Raw genomic sequence first — 16,698 nt, 5'->3', positions numbered from 1 at the left:
GTTATGCATGGCTGTCTTTTTTCACTGGATACCCGATATTCGATGCGCAGTCCCAATTGGTTGTTCCTCGTCTTGCTCTTGTTGCTGGCTGGCCTGCAGTACCGCCTGTGGGTGGGTAATGGCAGCTTCGCGCAGGTAAAAGACCTGACTGAGCAAATTGCTGCACAGCACGCCGAAAACGAGATCCTGCTGGAGCGCAACCGCGTCCTGGACGCTGAAGTGCTTGAGTTGAAAAAAGGCACGGAGACCGTTGAAGAGCGGGCTCGTCACGAACTGGGCATGGTCAAGGAGGGCGAAACCCTCTACCAGTTGGCCCAATGAACAACAGTTTGCCGGCCTTCTGGGCCGTAATTCCCGCCGCGGGCGTCGGTGCCCGTATGGCTGCGGACCGTCCCAAGCAATATTTGCAACTGGGCGGGCGCACTATTCTTGAACACAGCCTCTACTGTTTTCTGGACCACCCCAATCTCAAGGGGTTGGTGGTCAGCCTTGCCGTGGATGACCCTTATTGGCCCAACCTGGCATGCGCCATTGATCCACGTATACAGCGTGCTGACGGCGGTTCGGAGCGCTCGGGTTCGGTGCTAAACGCTCTGTTGCACCTCAATGCCCTGGGCGCGAGCGATGACGACTGGGTGCTGGTGCACGACGCCGCCAGGCCCAATTTAAGCCGCGATGATCTCGACAAACTGTTAAGCGAACTGGCCGATGATGCTGTCGGTGGCCTACTGGCCGTCCCGGCCCGCGATACCCTTAAGCGCGCCGACAAGCACGGTCGCGTCGATGAAACCGTCGACCGCAGCCTGATCTGGCAAGCGTACACGCCGCAGATGTTCCGACTCGGTGCGTTGCATCGTGCCTTGGCCGATAGCCTGGTAGCGGATGCGGTCATCACCGATGAGGCCTCGGCAATGGAATGGTCCGGTCAGGCGCCGCGGTTAATTGAGGGGCGCTCGGACAATATCAAGGTGACCCGGCCTGAGGATCTGGAGTGGTTACGGTTACGCTGGGCAAATCGGCAGTGATTGTTGGCTGAGAGGCTGTGCCAGGCAAACGCTGCTCTCGGCGGCGTCTTCATCTTCGGTCTGTTTGACCTGAAAGTGCCCATACCGCTGTCATGGGCACCGGTCGCGCGTAGCACCGATTATTGATACGTCGTCTTCCTATGGTTTTGTGATCGCGAATGCCGTGTTCATTTTAAGTTCAAGGTGTTCATGGGTGAACTCGCAGCTGAGTTGGCCATTTAGTTGTCTATCTTCTACTGTCAGTACCAACTGCCCATGCTTCATTTTGGCGTCGCGTAGCAAAGGATGGTGAACGTTTAGCCGGATGGGGAATCCGGTGATGAGATCGAACCTTCCCGATTCAAAGGGTGGGCTAAAAGAAAGAATATCCATGATTACCGGATGACCGGGGGCTTCAGGGTCTGTTGCGGGCACTGCTATCTGAATCACTTCATGATTGTTGAATTGATAAAAATGTGCGTCTTTGGTCGCATAGTGTTCAGTGCTTTCGATCCTTAAGTCGGCTGAACCCTCTGAATCGAAGTTGTGCTTTTTATATGCAGCTATGTTCTGTTCAAGCTGCTTTTCGATATCTGCGGTGTTTACATTTTTCATGGCAGTTTCCCTGCGTCATCTTGATAGGCCTCACTGGGCAGCGCCGTAAAATTGATGATGCAGCGCCAGCAGTGAAACCGTAGGGAGGCACCATTCATCTTTGTCCACTACTGTCAGAGTTGACAGTAGTGCTGGTCATCAAATGAAGTCGTGGGAGAGCAGGGGGTCAGAGGCTTTGTATTCTGTCCTGTTTGATAGGCCTTCTTTTAGGTAATCCACCAAACTGCGCACCTTTGGCGACAAATGCCGTTGCTGCGGATACAGCGCCCACACCGCTGTATTCGGCGGCTGATGCGCTTCCAGCAGCGACACCAGTGCACCATTGCGCAAATGTTCCAGCACGTAATAATCCGGCAGTTGGCACAATCCCACGCCCTGCAATGCAGCATCCAGCACCGCTTGTCCACTGTTGCAACGCCAGTTTCCCTGCACCCGCTGGGAAAACTCCCGGCCGTCCTGAGCCAGTTGCCAGATATCCGAGCTGCCAATCAGGCAGTTATGCCGACTCAATTCCGACAAGCTATGGGGGCGCCCATAGCGTTCGAGATAGGACGGCGATGCACACAAGTACATGCGCCGCGGCGCGAGACGGCTGGCAACCATTCTTGAGTCTGAGAGGCGCCCCAAGCGAATTGCCAGGTCCAGGCCTTCGTGTACCAGATCGAGCTGGCGGTTGCTCAGTTCGATATCCACCCGCAACTGCGGGTACAGCCCCATGAACCGCGTCACCAAAGGCACGATAAATCGCTCGCCATAAGCCACGGCGCACGTCATGCGCAACATGCCTTTTGGCTCGCTGGTCAAGTCGCCCACCGCTCGCAATGCTTCTTCGCGGCCGTCCTGCAAGCGTTGGCAATGCTGGAGGAAGGTTTGCCCGGCTTCGGTCAGGGTCACTTTGCGTGTACTGCGATAAAGCAACCGTGTCTGCAGCCGTTCCTCCAAGCGTGCGACTTGGCGACTGATATGGGACGACGACACACCCAGGCGCTCGGCGGCAGCTGTAAATTGACTGCATTCAGCCACGGCGACGAACTCGTCGATGCCTTCCCAGCGGTTCTCCGACATCATGATTGTCCCTGTACAGCAATAATGTTTTGCTTTTGGCTGGATTATTAATCAGTACGCCATGTTTTACACTCTCCCTCTCAATTTTTAACGCCCTGGAGAAATACCGGATGATTAAGTCCCGCGCCGCCGTCGCCTTCGAAGCCAAGAAACCCCTTGAGATTGTTGAAGTGGATGTCGCCATGCCCAAGGCTGGCGAAGTCCTGCTGCGCGTTGTGGCCTCCGGCGTATGCCACACCGACGCTTACACCCTGTCGGGTGCTGACCCGGAAGGCATCTTTCCATCGATTCTCGGCCACGAGGGCGGTGCGGTGGTTGAAGCGATTGGCGAGGGTGTGACTTCAGTTGCCGTCGGCGACCATGTGATCCCGCTGTACACCCCGGAATGTGGCAAGTGCAAATTCTGCCTGTCGGGCAAGACCAACCTGTGCCAAGCCATTCGAGCCACCCAAGGCAAAGGCCTGATGCCAGATGGCACCACGCGTTTTTCCTACAAGGGTCAGCCGATTTTCCACTACATGGGCACCTCGACCTTCTCCGAGTACACCGTGCTGCCGGAAATTTCCGTGGCCAAGATTCCTAAAGAAGCGCCGCTGGAAAAAGTCTGCTTGCTGGGCTGTGGCGTTACCACCGGTATTGGCGCGGTGATCAACACTGCCAAGGTCAAACCGGGCGACACCGTGGCCATTTTCGGTCTCGGTGGAATTGGTCTGTCGGCCATTATTGGCGCGGTGAAAGCCAAGGCCGGTCGCATCATTGCCATCGACATCAACCCGGCCAAGTTCGAAATCGCCAAGCAATTGGGCGCCACCGACTGCATCAACCCGAAAGAATACGATCGCCCGATCCAGGACGTGATTGTTGATTTGACTGACGGCGGTGTGGATTTTTCCTTCGAGTGCATCGGCAACGTGCAACTGATGCGTGCTGCCCTTGAGTGCTGCCACAAAGGTTGGGGCGAGTCGGTGATCATCGGTGTGGCCGGTGCGGGCCAGGAAATCGCTACGCGCCCATTCCAGTTGGTGACCGGTCGCGTCTGGCGCGGTTCGGCATTCGGCGGCGTACGCGGTCGTAGCGAGTTGCCAAGCTACGTGGAAATGGCCCAGACCGGCGAAATCCCGCTGGACACGTTCATTACCCATACCATGGGCCTGGAAGACATCAACAAAGCGTTTGACCTGATGCATGAAGGCAAGAGCATTCGTACCGTCATCCACTTCTGAGGTCTCCCATGAGTCTGGAAAACCTGTCCTGCCAGAAGAGCTTCGGCGGCTGGCATAAACGCTACAAGCATCATTCCGATGTGCTCGATTGCGACATGACCTTCGCCGTTTACCTGCCGCCGCAAGCGGAGCAGGGCGGCAAGCTGCCGGTGTTGTATTGGCTCTCCGGGTTGACCTGCACCGATGAGAACTTCATGCAGAAGGCTGGCGCGCAACGCATGGCCGCCGAGCTGGGGCTGATCATCGTGGCGCCGGATACCAGCCCTCGCGGTCCCGGTGTCCCGGGTGATCCAGATAACGCCTGGGACTTTGGCCTGGGCGCTGGCTTTTACCTGAATGCCACCCAGGAACCATGGGCCAAGCATTATCGGATGCATGACTATGTGGTGCAGGAATTGCCTGCTTTGGTTGAAGCGCATTTCCCCGCTTCGGACAAGCGTGGTATCAGCGGCCACTCCATGGGCGGACACGGCGCACTGGTGTGTGCGTTGCGCAACCCCGGACGTTATCTGTCGGTGTCGGCGTTTTCGCCTATCAATAACCCGATGGATTGCCCGTGGGGCCAGAAAGCCTTCTCCCGTTACCTGGGTGAAGAGCGCTCTAAGTGGCGTGAATGGGATGCCTGCGTATTGATCAGCGAAGCCTCGGAAAAGCTGCCCTTGCTGGTTGATCAGGGCGATCGCGATGATTTCCTCGCGGTGCAGCTCAAGCCTGAGGCCTTGCAGCAAGCGGCCAAGGCGGCCAAGCATCCGCTGGAACTGCGCCTGCAACCCGGCTATGACCACAGCTACTTCTTCATCGCCAGCTTCATCGAAGACCATTTGCGACACCATGGCCGCGCTTTGCTCGGTTAATGTGAGGCAAAAGTAGGTAGAATCACGCCCTGAATTAAATCGGGGCGTTTTTTTATGCGTATTGGCCACGGCTACGATGTGCACCGTTTCGCTGAAGGCGATTTCATCACCCTGGGCGGCGTGCGCATAGCACACCACCATGGGTTGCTGGCTCATTCCGACGGCGACGTTGTCTTGCATGCCTTGAGCGATGCCTTGCTCGGCGCGGCGGCGTTGGGTGATATCGGCAAGCATTTTCCGGACACCGACCCCACCTTCGAGGGCGCTGATAGCCGTGTATTGCTTCGCCACGTGGTCAGCCTGATCCACGCCAAGGGCTGGAAGGTCGGTAACGTCGACAACACTATCGTGGCCCAGGCGCCGAAGATGGCGCCCCATATCGAATCAATGCGTGCACTGATTGCCGCAGACCTGCAAATTGAATTGGATCAAGTGAACGTGAAAGCCACCACCACCGAAAAGCTCGGGTTTACCGGTCGTGAAGAGGGCATTGCGGTGCACTCCGTCGCCTTGTTGCTGCGCGCATGAATGATCTGGAACTGCTGGGCCCGCGTGCCTACGGCGAAGCTTTGGGCAGCGCCGTCCTGAAGGCCACTGCCGAAGATTTTCAGGTGGACGAAGTGCTGGATATCCCGCTGACCGGCGAGGGCGAGCACCTTTGGCTGTGGGTGGAAAAACGTGGCCTCAACACCGAGGAAGCTGCGCGCCGTATCGCCAAGGCCGCCGGCGTGCCGTTGCGCACCGTCAGCTATGCCGGGCTCAAGGACCGTCAGGCGCTGACCCGCCAGTGGTTCAGCGTGCAACTGCCGGGCAAGGCCGACCCGGACATGAGCACTGCTGAAAACGACACGCTCAAGATCCTCAAGACTGCCCGTCACAAGCGCAAGCTGCAGCGCGGCGCGCACGCGGCCAATGGATTCACCTTGCGCCTGACCCAACTGGTGGGTGATACCGCCGCCATCGACGCGCGCCTGCAACTGATTGCCCAGCACGGCATTCCCAACTATTTCGGCACCCAGCGTTTCGGCCACGACGGTGGCAACGTTGTCGACGCCCGTGGATGGGCTGCGCGCAAGGCCCTGCCGGAGCAGCGCAATGTGCGTTCGCGGTTGTTGTCTACGGCGCGTAGTTTCCTCTTCAACAAAGTACTGGCGGCGCGCGTCGCCGACGGTTCCTGGCAGCGTGCGCAAGTGGGTGATCTGCTGGCGTTTACTGACAGCCGCAGTTTTTTTCCGGCGGGTGAGGCTGAGTGCAGCGACCCGCGCCTGGCGATCCTGGATCTGCACCCCACCGGCCCGCAGTGGGGCGAGGGTGATTCTCCGGCGACTGGCGCCACGTTTGAGTTGGAGCAGGCGGTTGCCGCCGGTGAAGCCGACCTGCGGGATTGGCTGGTGAATGCCGGCATGAGCCAGGAACGTCGCATTCTGCGACTGCCCATTGGCGGGTTGACGTGGCATTATCCCGGGCCTGACATTCTGCAATTGGAATTCGTCCTACCGGCCGGATGCTTCGCCACTGTCTTGGTGCGCGAGCTCGTTGATCTGGTGCCGGTGGGGCAGACGGACAGCCCATGCGTATTCTGATATCAAACGATGACGGTGCCACCGCACCCGGTCTTGCTGCGCTCTATGCTGCGCTGGAAGATTACGCCGAGTGCGTGGTGGTTGCCCCCGACCAGGACAAGAGCGGCGCCAGCAGTTCGCTGACGCTCGACCGCCCCCTGCACCCGCAGGTTCTGGCTAATGGCTTTATCAGTGTCAACGGCACGCCCACCGACTGCGTGCACCTGGCGATCAACAGCCTGTTGGATCAAGAGCCGGACCTGGTGGTGTCGGGCATCAACCTCGGCGCCAACCTGGGCGATGATGTGCTGTATTCCGGCACCGTGGCGGCAGCGCTTGAAGGGCGCTTTCTGGGTCGTACCTCGTTCGCTTTTTCGTTTGCCTCGCGGCAACTGGACAATTTGCCCACCGCCGCCTATTTCGCACGCAAGTTGGTGGAGGCTCATGCCTCCCTGGACCTGCCGCCGCGCACGGTGCTCAACGTCAATATTCCCAATTTGCCCCTCGATCACATTCGCGGCATCAAGCTGACACGTCTTGGCCACCGTGCCCGTGCGGCGGCACCGTTGAAGGTGGTCGACCCGCGTGGCAAGGAAGGCTATTGGATAGCGGCAGCTGGCGATGCCGAAGACGGTGGCGAGGGCACGGACTTTCACGCGGTGATGCAGGGTTATGTGTCGATTACTCCGTTGCAATTCGACCGCACCTTCAGCGATGCCTTCAGTGGTCTTGAAGTCTGGCTGGAGGGATTGCGCTGATGGCTCGTGAACAAGACGACCTGCTGCGTCGTGGCATCGGTATGACCTCCCAGCGCACCCGTGAGCGTTTGATTCAGCGCCTTTATGAAGAGGGGTTGTCCAACGCTCAGGTGTTGGAAGTGATCCGCCGCACCCCTCGTCATTTGTTTGTCGATGAAGCCCTGGCCCATCGCGCTTATGAAGATACGGCGTTGCCGATTGGCCATAACCAGACCATCTCCCAGCCCTACATGGTGGCGCGCATGAGCGAGCTGCTGCTGGCGGCGGGCCCGCTGGACAAGGTGCTGGAGATCGGCACCGGTTCCGGCTACCAGACCGCCGTGCTGTCGCAGTTGGTGGAGCGCGTGTTCTCGGTGGAGCGCATCAAGGTGCTGCAAGACCGTGCCAAGGAGCGCCTGGTGGAGCTGAACTTGCGCAACGTGGTATTTCGCTGGGGCGATGGCTGGGAAGGCTGGCCGGCGCTGGCGCCGTACAACGGCATTATCGTCACCGCCGTGGCCACCGATGTTCCGCAAGCGTTGCTCGACCAATTGGCCCCAGGCGGGCGCCTGGTCATCCCGGTCGGTTCCGGCGAAGTGCAACAATTGATGCTTATTGTCCGTGAGGACGACGGTTTTTCCCGGCATGTATTGGGCGCAGTGCGTTTTGTTCCGTTGCTCAACGGACCGCTGGCCTGACGAATTTTCGACGCTACTGAATTCTGCGGACGGGGATTTGTCTTACGGCGGGGTCTATCAAGTCAACATGATAGGTGCGGTGATTCAACACGCTGAATGATTCGTTTCAGTCGCGTGCCGGTAAAACTTCAGTGCCCATTTATACTTGCGACATATTTCAAGCCTGATACAGGCATTCATGTTCAGCCACCACAAAGGGAGCGGCGGGTGAGTCTCACAGGTCTTGCGCAGCGTATGGGTAAAACAAGTTTTCAACGACTGGTGCTTGGCCTTGTCTTCGGTTCCTTGTTGGTCGGCTGTTCCAGCTCGCCAAGCAGCGGCGCACGGGTCGTTGACCGTAATAGTGCGGCACCGCAAAAGCCCACGGTAACCACCGGGCAATATGTGGTGCGCAAGGGCGACACGATGTTCTCAATCGCCTTCCGTTACGGGTGGGATTACAAGGCACTAGCAGCTCGTAACAATATTCCTGTGCCTTACACCATACATCCGGGTCAGACGATTCGCTTTGACGGTCGCACCGGTTCCACGCCTACGACGGTTGTGACAAACACAGGATCTTCGCCGTCGTCTTCTAGCAAAACCACCATCATTACACGCCCTGCCGGCACTGCTGTCCCGGCGGCCTCAGGCAAGCCAACAGCCGCGCCGTTGCCGCCTGCCGGGCCTGCTCCGACGGGCTGGGGATGGCCCTCAAACGGAGTATTAATTGGAAAATTCTCTTCAAACGGTAGTTTGAATAAAGGCATTGATATCGCCGGTGATTTGGGACAGCCTGTTTTAGCTGCGTCTGATGGGACGGTGGTGTACGCCGGGAGTGGTTTACGGGGCTACGGCGAGCTGGTCATCATCAAACACAGCGATACCTACGTCAGTGCTTACGGTCATAACCGCAGGCTGTTGGTTCGGGAGGGGCAGCAGGTCAAAGTCGGACAGACAATTGCCGAAATGGGTTCAACGGGTACAGACCGGGTGAAACTGCACTTTGAGATTCGCCGTCAAGGGAAGCCTGTAGATCCGCTGCAATTCTTACCCCGTCGTTGATGTGTTGCCAGCCTGTTCCCTCACGTAGAAGGAACAGGCTCCAGCGTTGCCAAGGATAAAGGCGTCGCTTGAGCTTGAGGTCGAACTCACCAAAGGACTATAACAATGGCTCTCAGTAAAGAAGCGCCGGAGTTTGACATCGACGATGAGGTTCTCCTTATGGAGACCGGTATCGCTATGGAATCGATGTCGAATGAGGGACCTGCAACACCTTCAGTTCGTACCAAATCCAAGAACTCTACCGCTTTAAAGCAGCATAAATACATTGATTACACACGGGCGCTCGACGCGACCCAGCTGTATCTCAATGAAATCGGCTTTTCCCCCCTGCTTACCCCCGAAGAAGAAGTCCATTTTGCGCGGTTGTCGCAAAAGGGGGATCCGGCTGGGCGCAAGCGCATGATTGAAAGCAACCTGCGCCTGGTGGTGAAAATCGCCCGACGCTACGTCAATCGTGGGTTGTCCTTGTTGGACCTCATCGAGGAGGGCAATCTGGGCTTGATCCGCGCGGTGGAGAAGTTTGACCCAGAGCGGGGCTTCCGCTTTTCAACCTATGCTACCTGGTGGATCCGCCAGACCATCGAACGGGCGATCATGAATCAAACCCGCACGATCCGGTTGCCGATCCATGTGGTTAAGGAGCTCAACGTCTACCTGCGGGCAGCGCGTGAGCTCACTCAAAAACTCGATCATGAACCCTCGCCCGAAGAAATCGCCAACCTGCTGGAAAAACCGGTAGGGGAGGTCAAGCGCATGCTGGGCCTTAACGAGCGTGTGTCTTCGGTCGATGTCTCGCTGGGTCCGGATTCGGATAAAACCCTGTTGGACACCCTGACGGATGATCGGCCTACAGATCCCTGCGAGCTGTTGCAGGACGATGATCTGTCCCAAAGTATTGACCAGTGGTTGTCGGAGCTTACGGACAAGCAGCGTGAGGTGGTGATTCGCCGCTTCGGCCTGCGCGGCCATGAGAGCAGCACCCTGGAGGACGTAGGCCTGGAGATCGGCCTGACCCGTGAGCGGGTGCGGCAGATCCAGGTGGAAGGGCTTAAGCGCTTGCGCGAGATCCTGGAGAAGAATGGCTTGTCGAGTGAGTCGTTGTTTCAATAACGACACGGCTTGAATGCTTGAATGTGGGAGGGGGCTTGCCCCCGATGGCGGCGTAGCAGTCGATACTTGCATTGACTGACACACCGCTATCGGGGGCAAGCCCCCTCCCACATTTTTTGTGCCGGGCATAAAGTTGGTGCGAATACCAAATCCCAGGCATAAAAAAACCCCGCTTTTAAGGGCGGGGTCTTTTCGACTAAGTCAGTACAAGTTAGATAACTTGAACTTCTTCAGCTTGCATGCCTTTCTGACCGCGGGTAGCGATGAAAGAAACCTGTTGGCCTTCTTTCAGGCTTTTGAAGCCGTCGGATTGGATAGCTTTGAAGTGAACGAACAGGTCGTCACCGGATTGTGGAGTGATGAAGCCGAAGCCTTTTTCATCGTTGAACCACTTAACGGTACCAGTTTGGCGATTAGACATGGTGTATCTCCTTGGACAAAGTTAACTGCGACTCAGGAAAAGCCCTGGCCGAGACTGAGTGCAAAGAGCAGGAAAAATTCTTGGAGATGGTTGGATCGAAATTCAACATATCGTGTAGAGATTCTCAGTGACACAAGCAGCACAGTGGCGCCACCTTAACCCTTTTTCCGGAACGTGCCAATGGTATTTCCGAAGGTTTCTCTATTTTCGTGACTGGCGGTGGTGTTTACAGACCCCTGATCCGGCAGTTCGGCCCCGGCCCCGTTGGTTGCGCCTTATAAACGGCGGGGTATTGATCAAGAAAAGCCCCACGGCCTTTGAACCCCAACGCCGGCCCCGGTAAGATGCCACACAGAATTTTTCCACCTCGCTATTCAGGACACCCGCCATGAGCATCAAATCGGACAAGTGGATTCGCCGCATGGCGCAAGAGCACGGCATGATCGAACCGTTCGTCGAGCGCCAGATTCGTGGTGAAGGCGATGACCGAGTGATTTCGTACGGCGTTTCCAGCTACGGCTACGATGTACGTTGCGCCGATGAGTTCAAGGTGTTCACCAACATCAACTCGGCAATCGTCGATCCGAAGAACTTCGACGAAAAGAGTTTCGTCGACGTCAAGAGCGACGTGTGCATCATTCCGCCAAACTCCTTCGCCCTGGCGCGCACCGTGGAGTTCTTCCGTATTCCGCGTGACGTACTGACCATCTGCCTGGGTAAAAGCACCTACGCGCGTTGCGGCATTATCGTCAACGTGACGCCGCTTGAGCCTGAGTGGGAAGGTCACGTGACCCTGGAGTTCTCCAACACCACCACGCTGCCGGCCAAGATCTACGCCAACGAAGGCGTAGCGCAGATGCTGTTCCTTCAGTCTGATGAGGCCTGTGAAGTGTCCTACAAAGACCGCGCAGGCAAGTACCAAGGCCAGCGCGGCGTCACCTTGCCACGCGCTTGATCGAAAGGTCCTACGCGTAAAGGGAATTAGTCCGAAGAAAGTGACTCTATTGGGTGTACTGCCTCGGCGCGTGCAAAACGCGTCGGGCCACGCTTGAGGAGTACCTTATGAAGATCGACCCGCGAATCAGCGCAGAACTTGCCCGGCTTGAACCCAACCAGATTGGTGTTCTGGCCTGGGCCCTGATGGCCGATCCCGCTTACGCGGGCGGCATCCCTGGCCAACCCGAGCCGGATTACCCGCAGCCCACCGAACCCGGCGAGCCGACTCTTCCGGACGAGCCGCCACCCGCACCTGTCGCTTGATACCAGCCAGGCCAGTCGGTGTTTCAGCCAACTGGCCAGACCTGACGGTCGCCAATCACAAAGATTTGGTGATCATTGTCTTGCTCCACGGTATATCCGCCCGTAAACGCGCCAAACGCCGGCAACAGGCTGACGCTCGAGCTCAGCAGGAAGCACGGTAGGCGTAGGCTTTGCCGGCCCTTGCCGCGCAAGCGATACTCCGGGTGCACATGCCCCGCCAACACAAGGTGGCTGGCATGGGCGTCCGGTTCGTGTTGCAGGGCGAATGGGCCCATCAGCAGGGGTTCAGGAACCACTTCGATCCTCAAGTCGGCAGGCGGGTCACCCGCGCGTTTATCGTGATTGCCGCGGATTAAGGTCATCGCCAGGTCGCTGTGGCGCGCTCGCCAGCTTCTCAGTGCGCTCAGCGTGCCGCTGGCGTGGGAGCCTGGACCATGCAGAAAGTCGCCGAGAAAGATCACCTGCGCGCACGGCAGGGCGTTTAACACGCGGTCCAATCGTTGCAGATTGTCGGAGGTCGTGCCTTGTGGCACCGGTTGCCCCAGGCTTCGATAGGCCGATGCCTTGCCAAAGTGCGCATCGGCAATCAACAGGCACTGGCGCGCAGGCCAGTAAACCGCTTTCTCCGCCAGCAACCACAGCTCTTCGCCCCCAAGCGTCACCGAGTAATGCGTCATCGTTTCTCCGCAACTTTTTCCAAGTCCTTGACCATCCGCGCAATGCGCTCTGAAAGTTTTTCCGAACTCATGCTTTCGCGCATCCGCTCCACCAGCAGCGGGAACGCCAGGGGCGTTGGACGTTCGATCACATACACATCCATTTTCAGCGCCGATAACCGAAGCAAGGTCTCTTCGAGTCGGCGAATATCCAACTCGTCACGCAGGACTTCTTCCCCTGCCTGGGCCAGCAACAGGTTTTGCGGGTCATATTGCTTGAACACTTCAAAGAACAATCCACTGGACGCCTGCACCTGCCGCGTACTTTTCGGCGCACCGGGGTAACCGGCAAACACCAGCCCGGCGATACGGGCGATTTCACGAAAGCGCCGCAGCGCCAGTTCCCCGGCATTCAGGCTGGCGGCTACATCCGTCAGCAAATTCGCCGGACTAAGCAGGGTCTCGTTCAGCAACACTGTCCAATCCAACGGTGTGGCGCTCAGTAGCTCCAGACCATAGTCATTGACGGCAATCGAGAAGGTCACCGCCTGCCCTTGGCTGACCCGCCAGGCGAGCAAACTCGCCAACCCCAAATGCACCTGACGCCCGGCAAACGGGTATAAAAACAGATGCCACCCCTCCCGGGACTTCAGCACTTCGGCCAACAAGTGTTCCCGTGTCGGCAGGCCGGACCAGCGCAACTGCGCCTGCAACAACGGTTGCACCGCCCGCATCTCGGGGCCTTCGAAACGCCCATGGGCCGCAGCGTCAAAGCGCTCCACCACGGCCTGGGCCAGTTCATTGGAAAGCGGCATACGCCCGCCATTCCAGCGCGGTACGGCTGCCTTTTTTGCGGTACTGCGGCGTACGTAAGCGGTCATGTTTTCTACCCGCACCAGCTCCAGCAGACGTCCGGCGAACAAAAAACCATCGCCGGGCTTGAGCCGTGCGATAAAACCTTCCTCAACACTGCCCAGATTCTTGCCGCCGCCGCCTTTGCTCCAGAACTTCAGCTGGATACTTGCGTCGCTGACAATGGTGCCTACGCTCATGCGATGGCGCCGCGCCAACCGAGCGTCGGGGACGCGCCAGATGCCATGCTCGTCGGGCTCCACACGGCGGTAATCCGGATAAGCGGTGAGCGACAAGCCGCCATGGCGCACAAATCCCAGCGCCCAGGCCCAGTCCGCATCCGTAAGGTCGCGATACGCCCAGGCGCCGCGCACTTCCGCCAGCAAGGCATCCGGTGTAAAGCCACCGCCCAAGGCCATGCTCACCAAATGTTGTACGAGTACATCCAACGGTTTGTAGGGCGATTCGCGGGCTTCGATGCGTCGAGCTGCAATTGCATCCTGGGCTGCCGCAGCCTCAACCAGCTCCAGGCTGTGGGTCGGCACCAGCGTCACCCTCGACGGTCGCCCCGGCGCGTGGCCGGAGCGCCCGGCGCGTTGCATCAGGCGGGCGATACCTTTGGCCGAACCGATCTGCAGCACACGCTCCACCGGTAAAAAATCCACCCCAAGGTCCAGGCTGGAAGTGCACACCACCGCTTTAAGCTGGCCGTCTTTCAGGGCGCGTTCTACCCAATCGCGGGTTTCCCGGGACAACGAACCATGGTGCAGGGCAATCACCCCGGCCCAATCGGGCCGCGCCTCAAGTAGGGCCTGGTACCAGATTTCAGACTGCGCCCGCGTATTGGTAAACACCAGGCAACTGCTGCTGGCCTCCACCTCGGCGACCACCTGCGGCAACATCTTCAAACCGATATGCCCGGCCCAGGGAAAACGCTCGGTAACCAGCGGCAACAAGGTGTCGACTTTTAGGGATTTGGCCGTTTGCCCCTGCACATTGATTGCACCGCCTTGTGGGACCAAAACCTCAAGCGCGTGGGCCTGATTACCCAGGGTCGCCGAAATGCCCCACACCATCAGATCCGGATGCCAGCGCCGCAGCCTCGCCAACGCCAATTGCAACTGCACGCCGCGCTTGTTACCGATCAGCTCATGCCATTCATCCACCACCACCATGCGCAGGTGCGCCAGGCTCGACTCGCTGTCGGCGCGGGCGAGCATCAGCGTCAGGCTTTCCGGGGTGGTGATCAGTGCGGTGGGTTGGCGGCGGGTTTGCCGGGCGCGCTCGCTGCTGCTGGTATCGCCCGTGCGCAGGCCGACACTCCAGGGAATCTGCAAGGTCGCCAGCGGCGCTTCAAGGGCGCGAGCCGTGTCGGCGGCCAGCGCACGCATCGGCGTGATCCACAGGACGGTGAGGGGCTCGGCAGGCGGTTTGCGTTTGCCCGTAGCAGGCGGGCGGATGTTGGCGAAGCGATTGAGGGCGGCAAACCACAGCGCATAGGTTTTACCGGCGCCGGTGCTGGCGTGCAGCAGCCCTGACTGGCCATCTTTGACCGCCGTCCAAACCGCTTTCTGGAAGTCGAACGGCTTCCAGCCCTTGGCGGCGAACCATGTCTTGGCGAAGTCGTGGGGTTTTGCCATGCGGTGCCTGACGCTCTGGAGGGTCTATTCCCACAGACCCTCCCGGCACCGCAAAGGTTTACTTCAGATTGCCACTCAGGAACTGCTGCAAGCGCTCGCTCTTCGGGTTGCCCAACACATCCTCAGGCGCGCCTTGCTCTTCGACCATGCCCTTGTGCAGGAACAGCACTTGGTTCGACACCTTGCGCGCAAAGCTCATCTCATGGGTGACCATGATCATGGTGCGGCCTTCCTCAGCCAGCCCCTGGATCACCTTCAACACTTCACCCACCAGTTCCGGGTCCAGGGCTGAGGTGGGTTCGTCGAACAGCATCACTTCCGGCTCCATGGCCAACGCGCGGGCGATCGCCACGCGTTGCTGCTGACCACCGGAGAGAAACGCCGGGTACTGGTCGGCCACCCGCGCCGGCAGGCCGACCTTGTCCAGATAGCGGCGAGCACGGTCCTCGGCGTCTTTCTTGCTGCAACCCAATACCCGGCGCGGGGCCATGGTGATGTTTTCCAGCACGCTCATATGGCTCCACAGGTTGAAGTGCTGGAAGACCATCGCCAGCCGCGTTCGCAGGCGCTGCAATTCGGCGTCGTCGGCCACGCGCATGCCGTGGCGGTCGTTGACCATGCGGATCTGTTTGCCGTCGAGGGTCATGGCGCCGTCGTTGGGGGTTTCCAGGAAATTGATGCAGCGCAAAAAGGTGCTTTTGCCCGAGCCGCTGGCGCCGATCAGGCTGATCACATCTCCGGTCTTGGCCTTGAGCGAGACACCTCTGAGCACCTCATTGTCGCCATAGCTTTTATGCAGGCCTTCAACGGTCAATTTGTACATGGGGCGTGCATCCTCAAGGCGAAAGTAGATAGCCGCTGCGGTAGGCCTCTGAGCCTGCGACATGGCCGATGACCATCCCCGCAGTGGCCATGCGGCGTAGCGAACGGGCGTAAAGCAGGCCTGCGTTGTGGCAGTGCACGGGCGTTACGCGGTCGGTAATGGGGTCGATGATCTCAGCGATCAGTTGCCCGGCTTCCAGGTATTCACCGGGCAGGGCGCTGAACACCAACAGGCCGCCCACCGGCGTCGCCACGGGTTCGACGCCTGCTAGGGGCGTGGCCGGGTAGGGGAGGTCGGGCAGCGGTGCCGGGTCGCCGGCAATTGCGCCGAAGTGAATCAGGTAATCGATGATCGCCTGGCAATCGAGGCTGGCCAGGCCGTGGTTGACGTCGCCCTGGCCGCGCAGTTCGACGGTTACCGAAAAGCTGCCCATGGGAATCGGAAAGCGTCCGGCAAAACGTTGCTGCAACTGCCACCAGACCAGGGTGAAGCACTCATCGAAAGACTGCCCGCCGGAGTCGGTGGCCAGCAAGTTGGCTTCCGAGCCTATATAGCGCGCCAACGGCTCCACCCGCGGCCAGGCCTCTGGTGTGGTGTACAGGTGCGCAACGGCTTCGAAGTCGCAATGCAGGTCCAGCACCATGTCGGCGTCGCAGGCCAGGCGCTGCAGTACCAGTCGTTGAGACTGCAACTGGGTTGCGGCGGTTTGCCCGGCCAAGGCGGTGCTCAATGCGGCGCGAATCAGTTCGACATTGTGTTGCGGATCATCTCCGAGCAGCGCCTCGACCTGGTTGCCCACCTCATCACTGAGGTCGACAAACAGGCGATTGAAGTTCTGCCCGCTCTCCAACTCGTAGCGGCCCAGGGGGATATCCATCAACACCTGTTCCAGGCCCACCGGGTTGGCGATGGGCACCAACACGATCTCGCTCAACAGCCGCCCAGCCGCCGCCAATTCGGCGAGGCGCATCTTCAAGTGCCAGGCCACCAGCATGCCGGGCAGCTCATCGGCATGCAGCGACGACTGGATGTAAACCTTGCCTGCGGCCTGCTGCGGGCCGAAGTGGAAACTGTGGATTTGCCGCGCCGTGCCTGGCACCGGCGCAATCAGTTCATGTAGCTGATGACGCATGA

The 16,698-nt window shown here is 59.0% G+C and carries 19 protein-coding genes; 12 read left to right on the top strand and 7 right to left on the bottom strand.

Annotation, left to right across the window (positions count from 1 at the left end; translation table 11 throughout):
- Positions 1-42: 42 nt before the first annotated feature.
- Both ftsB and ispD read left to right on the top strand, forming a co-directional pair.
- Entirely contained in the window at positions 43-321 is a 279-nt protein-coding gene (gene ftsB, locus G9Q84_RS00395) for a cell division protein FtsB (RefSeq protein WP_003231201.1), read from the top strand.
- Entirely contained in the window at positions 318-1,025 is a 708-nt protein-coding gene (ispD, locus tag G9Q84_RS00390) for a 2-C-methyl-D-erythritol 4-phosphate cytidylyltransferase (RefSeq protein WP_181642730.1), read from the top strand. The genes ftsB and ispD overlap by 4 nt, the downstream gene beginning before the upstream one ends.
- Before the next feature lie 138 nt (positions 1,026-1,163).
- Here ispD and G9Q84_RS00385 read toward each other — a convergent pair whose 3' ends face one another.
- Positions 1,164-1,619: a hypothetical protein gene (locus tag G9Q84_RS00385; protein ID WP_181642729.1), complete on the bottom strand. Its 456-nt coding sequence runs from the start codon at positions 1,617-1,619 to the stop codon at positions 1,164-1,166.
- A 138-nt stretch (positions 1,620-1,757) separates the two neighbouring features.
- Positions 1,758-2,684 (bottom strand): LysR substrate-binding domain-containing protein, encoded by a 927-nt coding sequence (locus G9Q84_RS00380; protein ID WP_181642896.1) that lies wholly within the window; start codon positions 2,682-2,684, stop codon positions 1,758-1,760.
- 110 nt (positions 2,685-2,794) lie between these two features.
- Here G9Q84_RS00380 and G9Q84_RS00375 point away from each other — a divergent pair, with 110 nt between their 5' ends.
- The 8 genes from G9Q84_RS00375 to rpoS all read left to right on the top strand — a co-directional run bounded on the left by G9Q84_RS00375 (position 2,795) and on the right by rpoS (position 9,912).
- On the top strand, positions 2,795-3,907 hold the full coding sequence (locus tag G9Q84_RS00375) for an S-(hydroxymethyl)glutathione dehydrogenase/class III alcohol dehydrogenase (RefSeq protein ID WP_032891635.1): 1,113 nt from the start codon (positions 2,795-2,797) through the stop codon (positions 3,905-3,907).
- Positions 3,908-3,915: 8 nt separating this feature from the next.
- Positions 3,916-4,761 carry an S-formylglutathione hydrolase gene (fghA, locus tag G9Q84_RS00370; RefSeq protein WP_032891634.1) on the top strand — a complete coding sequence of 282 codons (846 nt, stop codon included), beginning with the start codon at positions 3,916-3,918 and terminating at the stop codon, positions 4,759-4,761.
- Between the two features lie 54 nt (positions 4,762-4,815).
- Positions 4,816-5,289: a 2-C-methyl-D-erythritol 2,4-cyclodiphosphate synthase gene (gene ispF, locus G9Q84_RS00365; RefSeq protein ID WP_181642728.1), complete on the top strand. Its 474-nt coding sequence runs from the start codon at positions 4,816-4,818 to the stop codon at positions 5,287-5,289.
- Positions 5,286-6,344, top strand: coding sequence for a tRNA pseudouridine(13) synthase TruD (gene truD, locus G9Q84_RS00360; RefSeq protein WP_032891632.1), 1,059 nt, complete (start codon positions 5,286-5,288; stop codon positions 6,342-6,344). Before ispF ends, truD begins: the two co-directional genes overlap by 4 nt.
- The gene (surE, locus tag G9Q84_RS00355; RefSeq protein WP_032891631.1) at positions 6,332-7,081 is read left to right on the top strand and encodes a 5'/3'-nucleotidase SurE; all 750 of its coding nucleotides are present in this window, start codon (positions 6,332-6,334) and stop codon (positions 7,079-7,081) included. The genes truD and surE overlap by 13 nt, the downstream gene beginning before the upstream one ends.
- A 41-nt stretch (positions 7,082-7,122) precedes the next feature.
- Entirely contained in the window at positions 7,123-7,758 is a 636-nt protein-coding gene (locus tag G9Q84_RS00350) for a protein-L-isoaspartate(D-aspartate) O-methyltransferase (RefSeq protein ID WP_169899534.1), read from the top strand.
- A gap of 207 nt (positions 7,759-7,965) precedes the next feature.
- The gene (locus G9Q84_RS00345) at positions 7,966-8,802 is read left to right on the top strand and encodes a peptidoglycan DD-metalloendopeptidase family protein (RefSeq protein WP_032891630.1); all 837 of its coding nucleotides are present in this window, start codon (positions 7,966-7,968) and stop codon (positions 8,800-8,802) included.
- 105 nt (positions 8,803-8,907) lie between these two features.
- Entirely contained in the window at positions 8,908-9,912 is a 1,005-nt protein-coding gene (gene rpoS, locus G9Q84_RS00340) for an RNA polymerase sigma factor RpoS (protein ID WP_032891629.1), read from the top strand.
- Between the two features lie 211 nt (positions 9,913-10,123).
- Here rpoS and G9Q84_RS00335 read toward each other — a convergent pair whose 3' ends face one another.
- Positions 10,124-10,333, bottom strand: coding sequence for a cold-shock protein (locus G9Q84_RS00335; RefSeq protein WP_002554837.1), 210 nt, complete (start codon positions 10,331-10,333; stop codon positions 10,124-10,126).
- Between the two features lie 388 nt (positions 10,334-10,721).
- On the opposite strand from G9Q84_RS00335, the gene dcd reads away from it, so the two are divergent.
- Positions 10,722-11,288 carry a dCTP deaminase gene (gene dcd, locus G9Q84_RS00330; RefSeq protein ID WP_003172320.1) on the top strand — a complete coding sequence of 189 codons (567 nt, stop codon included), beginning with the start codon at positions 10,722-10,724 and terminating at the stop codon, positions 11,286-11,288.
- Positions 11,289-11,395: 107 nt separating this feature from the next.
- Positions 11,396-11,593 (top strand): hypothetical protein, encoded by a 198-nt coding sequence (locus tag G9Q84_RS00325; RefSeq protein WP_181642727.1) that lies wholly within the window; start codon positions 11,396-11,398, stop codon positions 11,591-11,593.
- A gap of 23 nt (positions 11,594-11,616) precedes the next feature.
- On the opposite strand, the gene pdeM is transcribed toward G9Q84_RS00325, so the two are convergent.
- Genes pdeM through G9Q84_RS00305 form a run of 4 tightly spaced genes read right to left on the bottom strand, consistent with a single transcriptional unit; the run spans position 11,617 to position 16,696 of the window.
- Complete coding sequence (pdeM, locus tag G9Q84_RS00320; RefSeq protein ID WP_181642726.1) at positions 11,617-12,270, bottom strand: ligase-associated DNA damage response endonuclease PdeM; 654 nt, start codon at positions 12,268-12,270, stop codon at positions 11,617-11,619.
- Positions 12,267-14,741: a ligase-associated DNA damage response DEXH box helicase gene (locus G9Q84_RS00315; RefSeq protein ID WP_181642725.1), complete on the bottom strand. Its 2,475-nt coding sequence runs from the start codon at positions 14,739-14,741 to the stop codon at positions 12,267-12,269. Before G9Q84_RS00315 ends, pdeM begins: the two co-directional genes overlap by 4 nt.
- A gap of 58 nt (positions 14,742-14,799) precedes the next feature.
- Complete coding sequence (locus tag G9Q84_RS00310; protein ID WP_032891624.1) at positions 14,800-15,564, bottom strand: ABC transporter ATP-binding protein; 765 nt, start codon at positions 15,562-15,564, stop codon at positions 14,800-14,802.
- Positions 15,565-15,577: 13 nt separating this feature from the next.
- On the bottom strand, positions 15,578-16,696 hold the full coding sequence (locus tag G9Q84_RS00305; RefSeq protein ID WP_032891623.1) for a succinylglutamate desuccinylase/aspartoacylase family protein: 1,119 nt from the start codon (positions 16,694-16,696) through the stop codon (positions 15,578-15,580).
- Positions 16,697-16,698 lie beyond the last annotated feature (2 nt).

Origin of the sequence: Pseudomonas sivasensis (assembly GCF_013778505.1) — a bacterium.
Lineage (GTDB): Bacteria > Pseudomonadota > Gammaproteobacteria > Pseudomonadales > Pseudomonadaceae > Aquipseudomonas > Aquipseudomonas sivasensis.
This window is presented reverse-complemented; position numbering and strand designations above follow the sequence as displayed.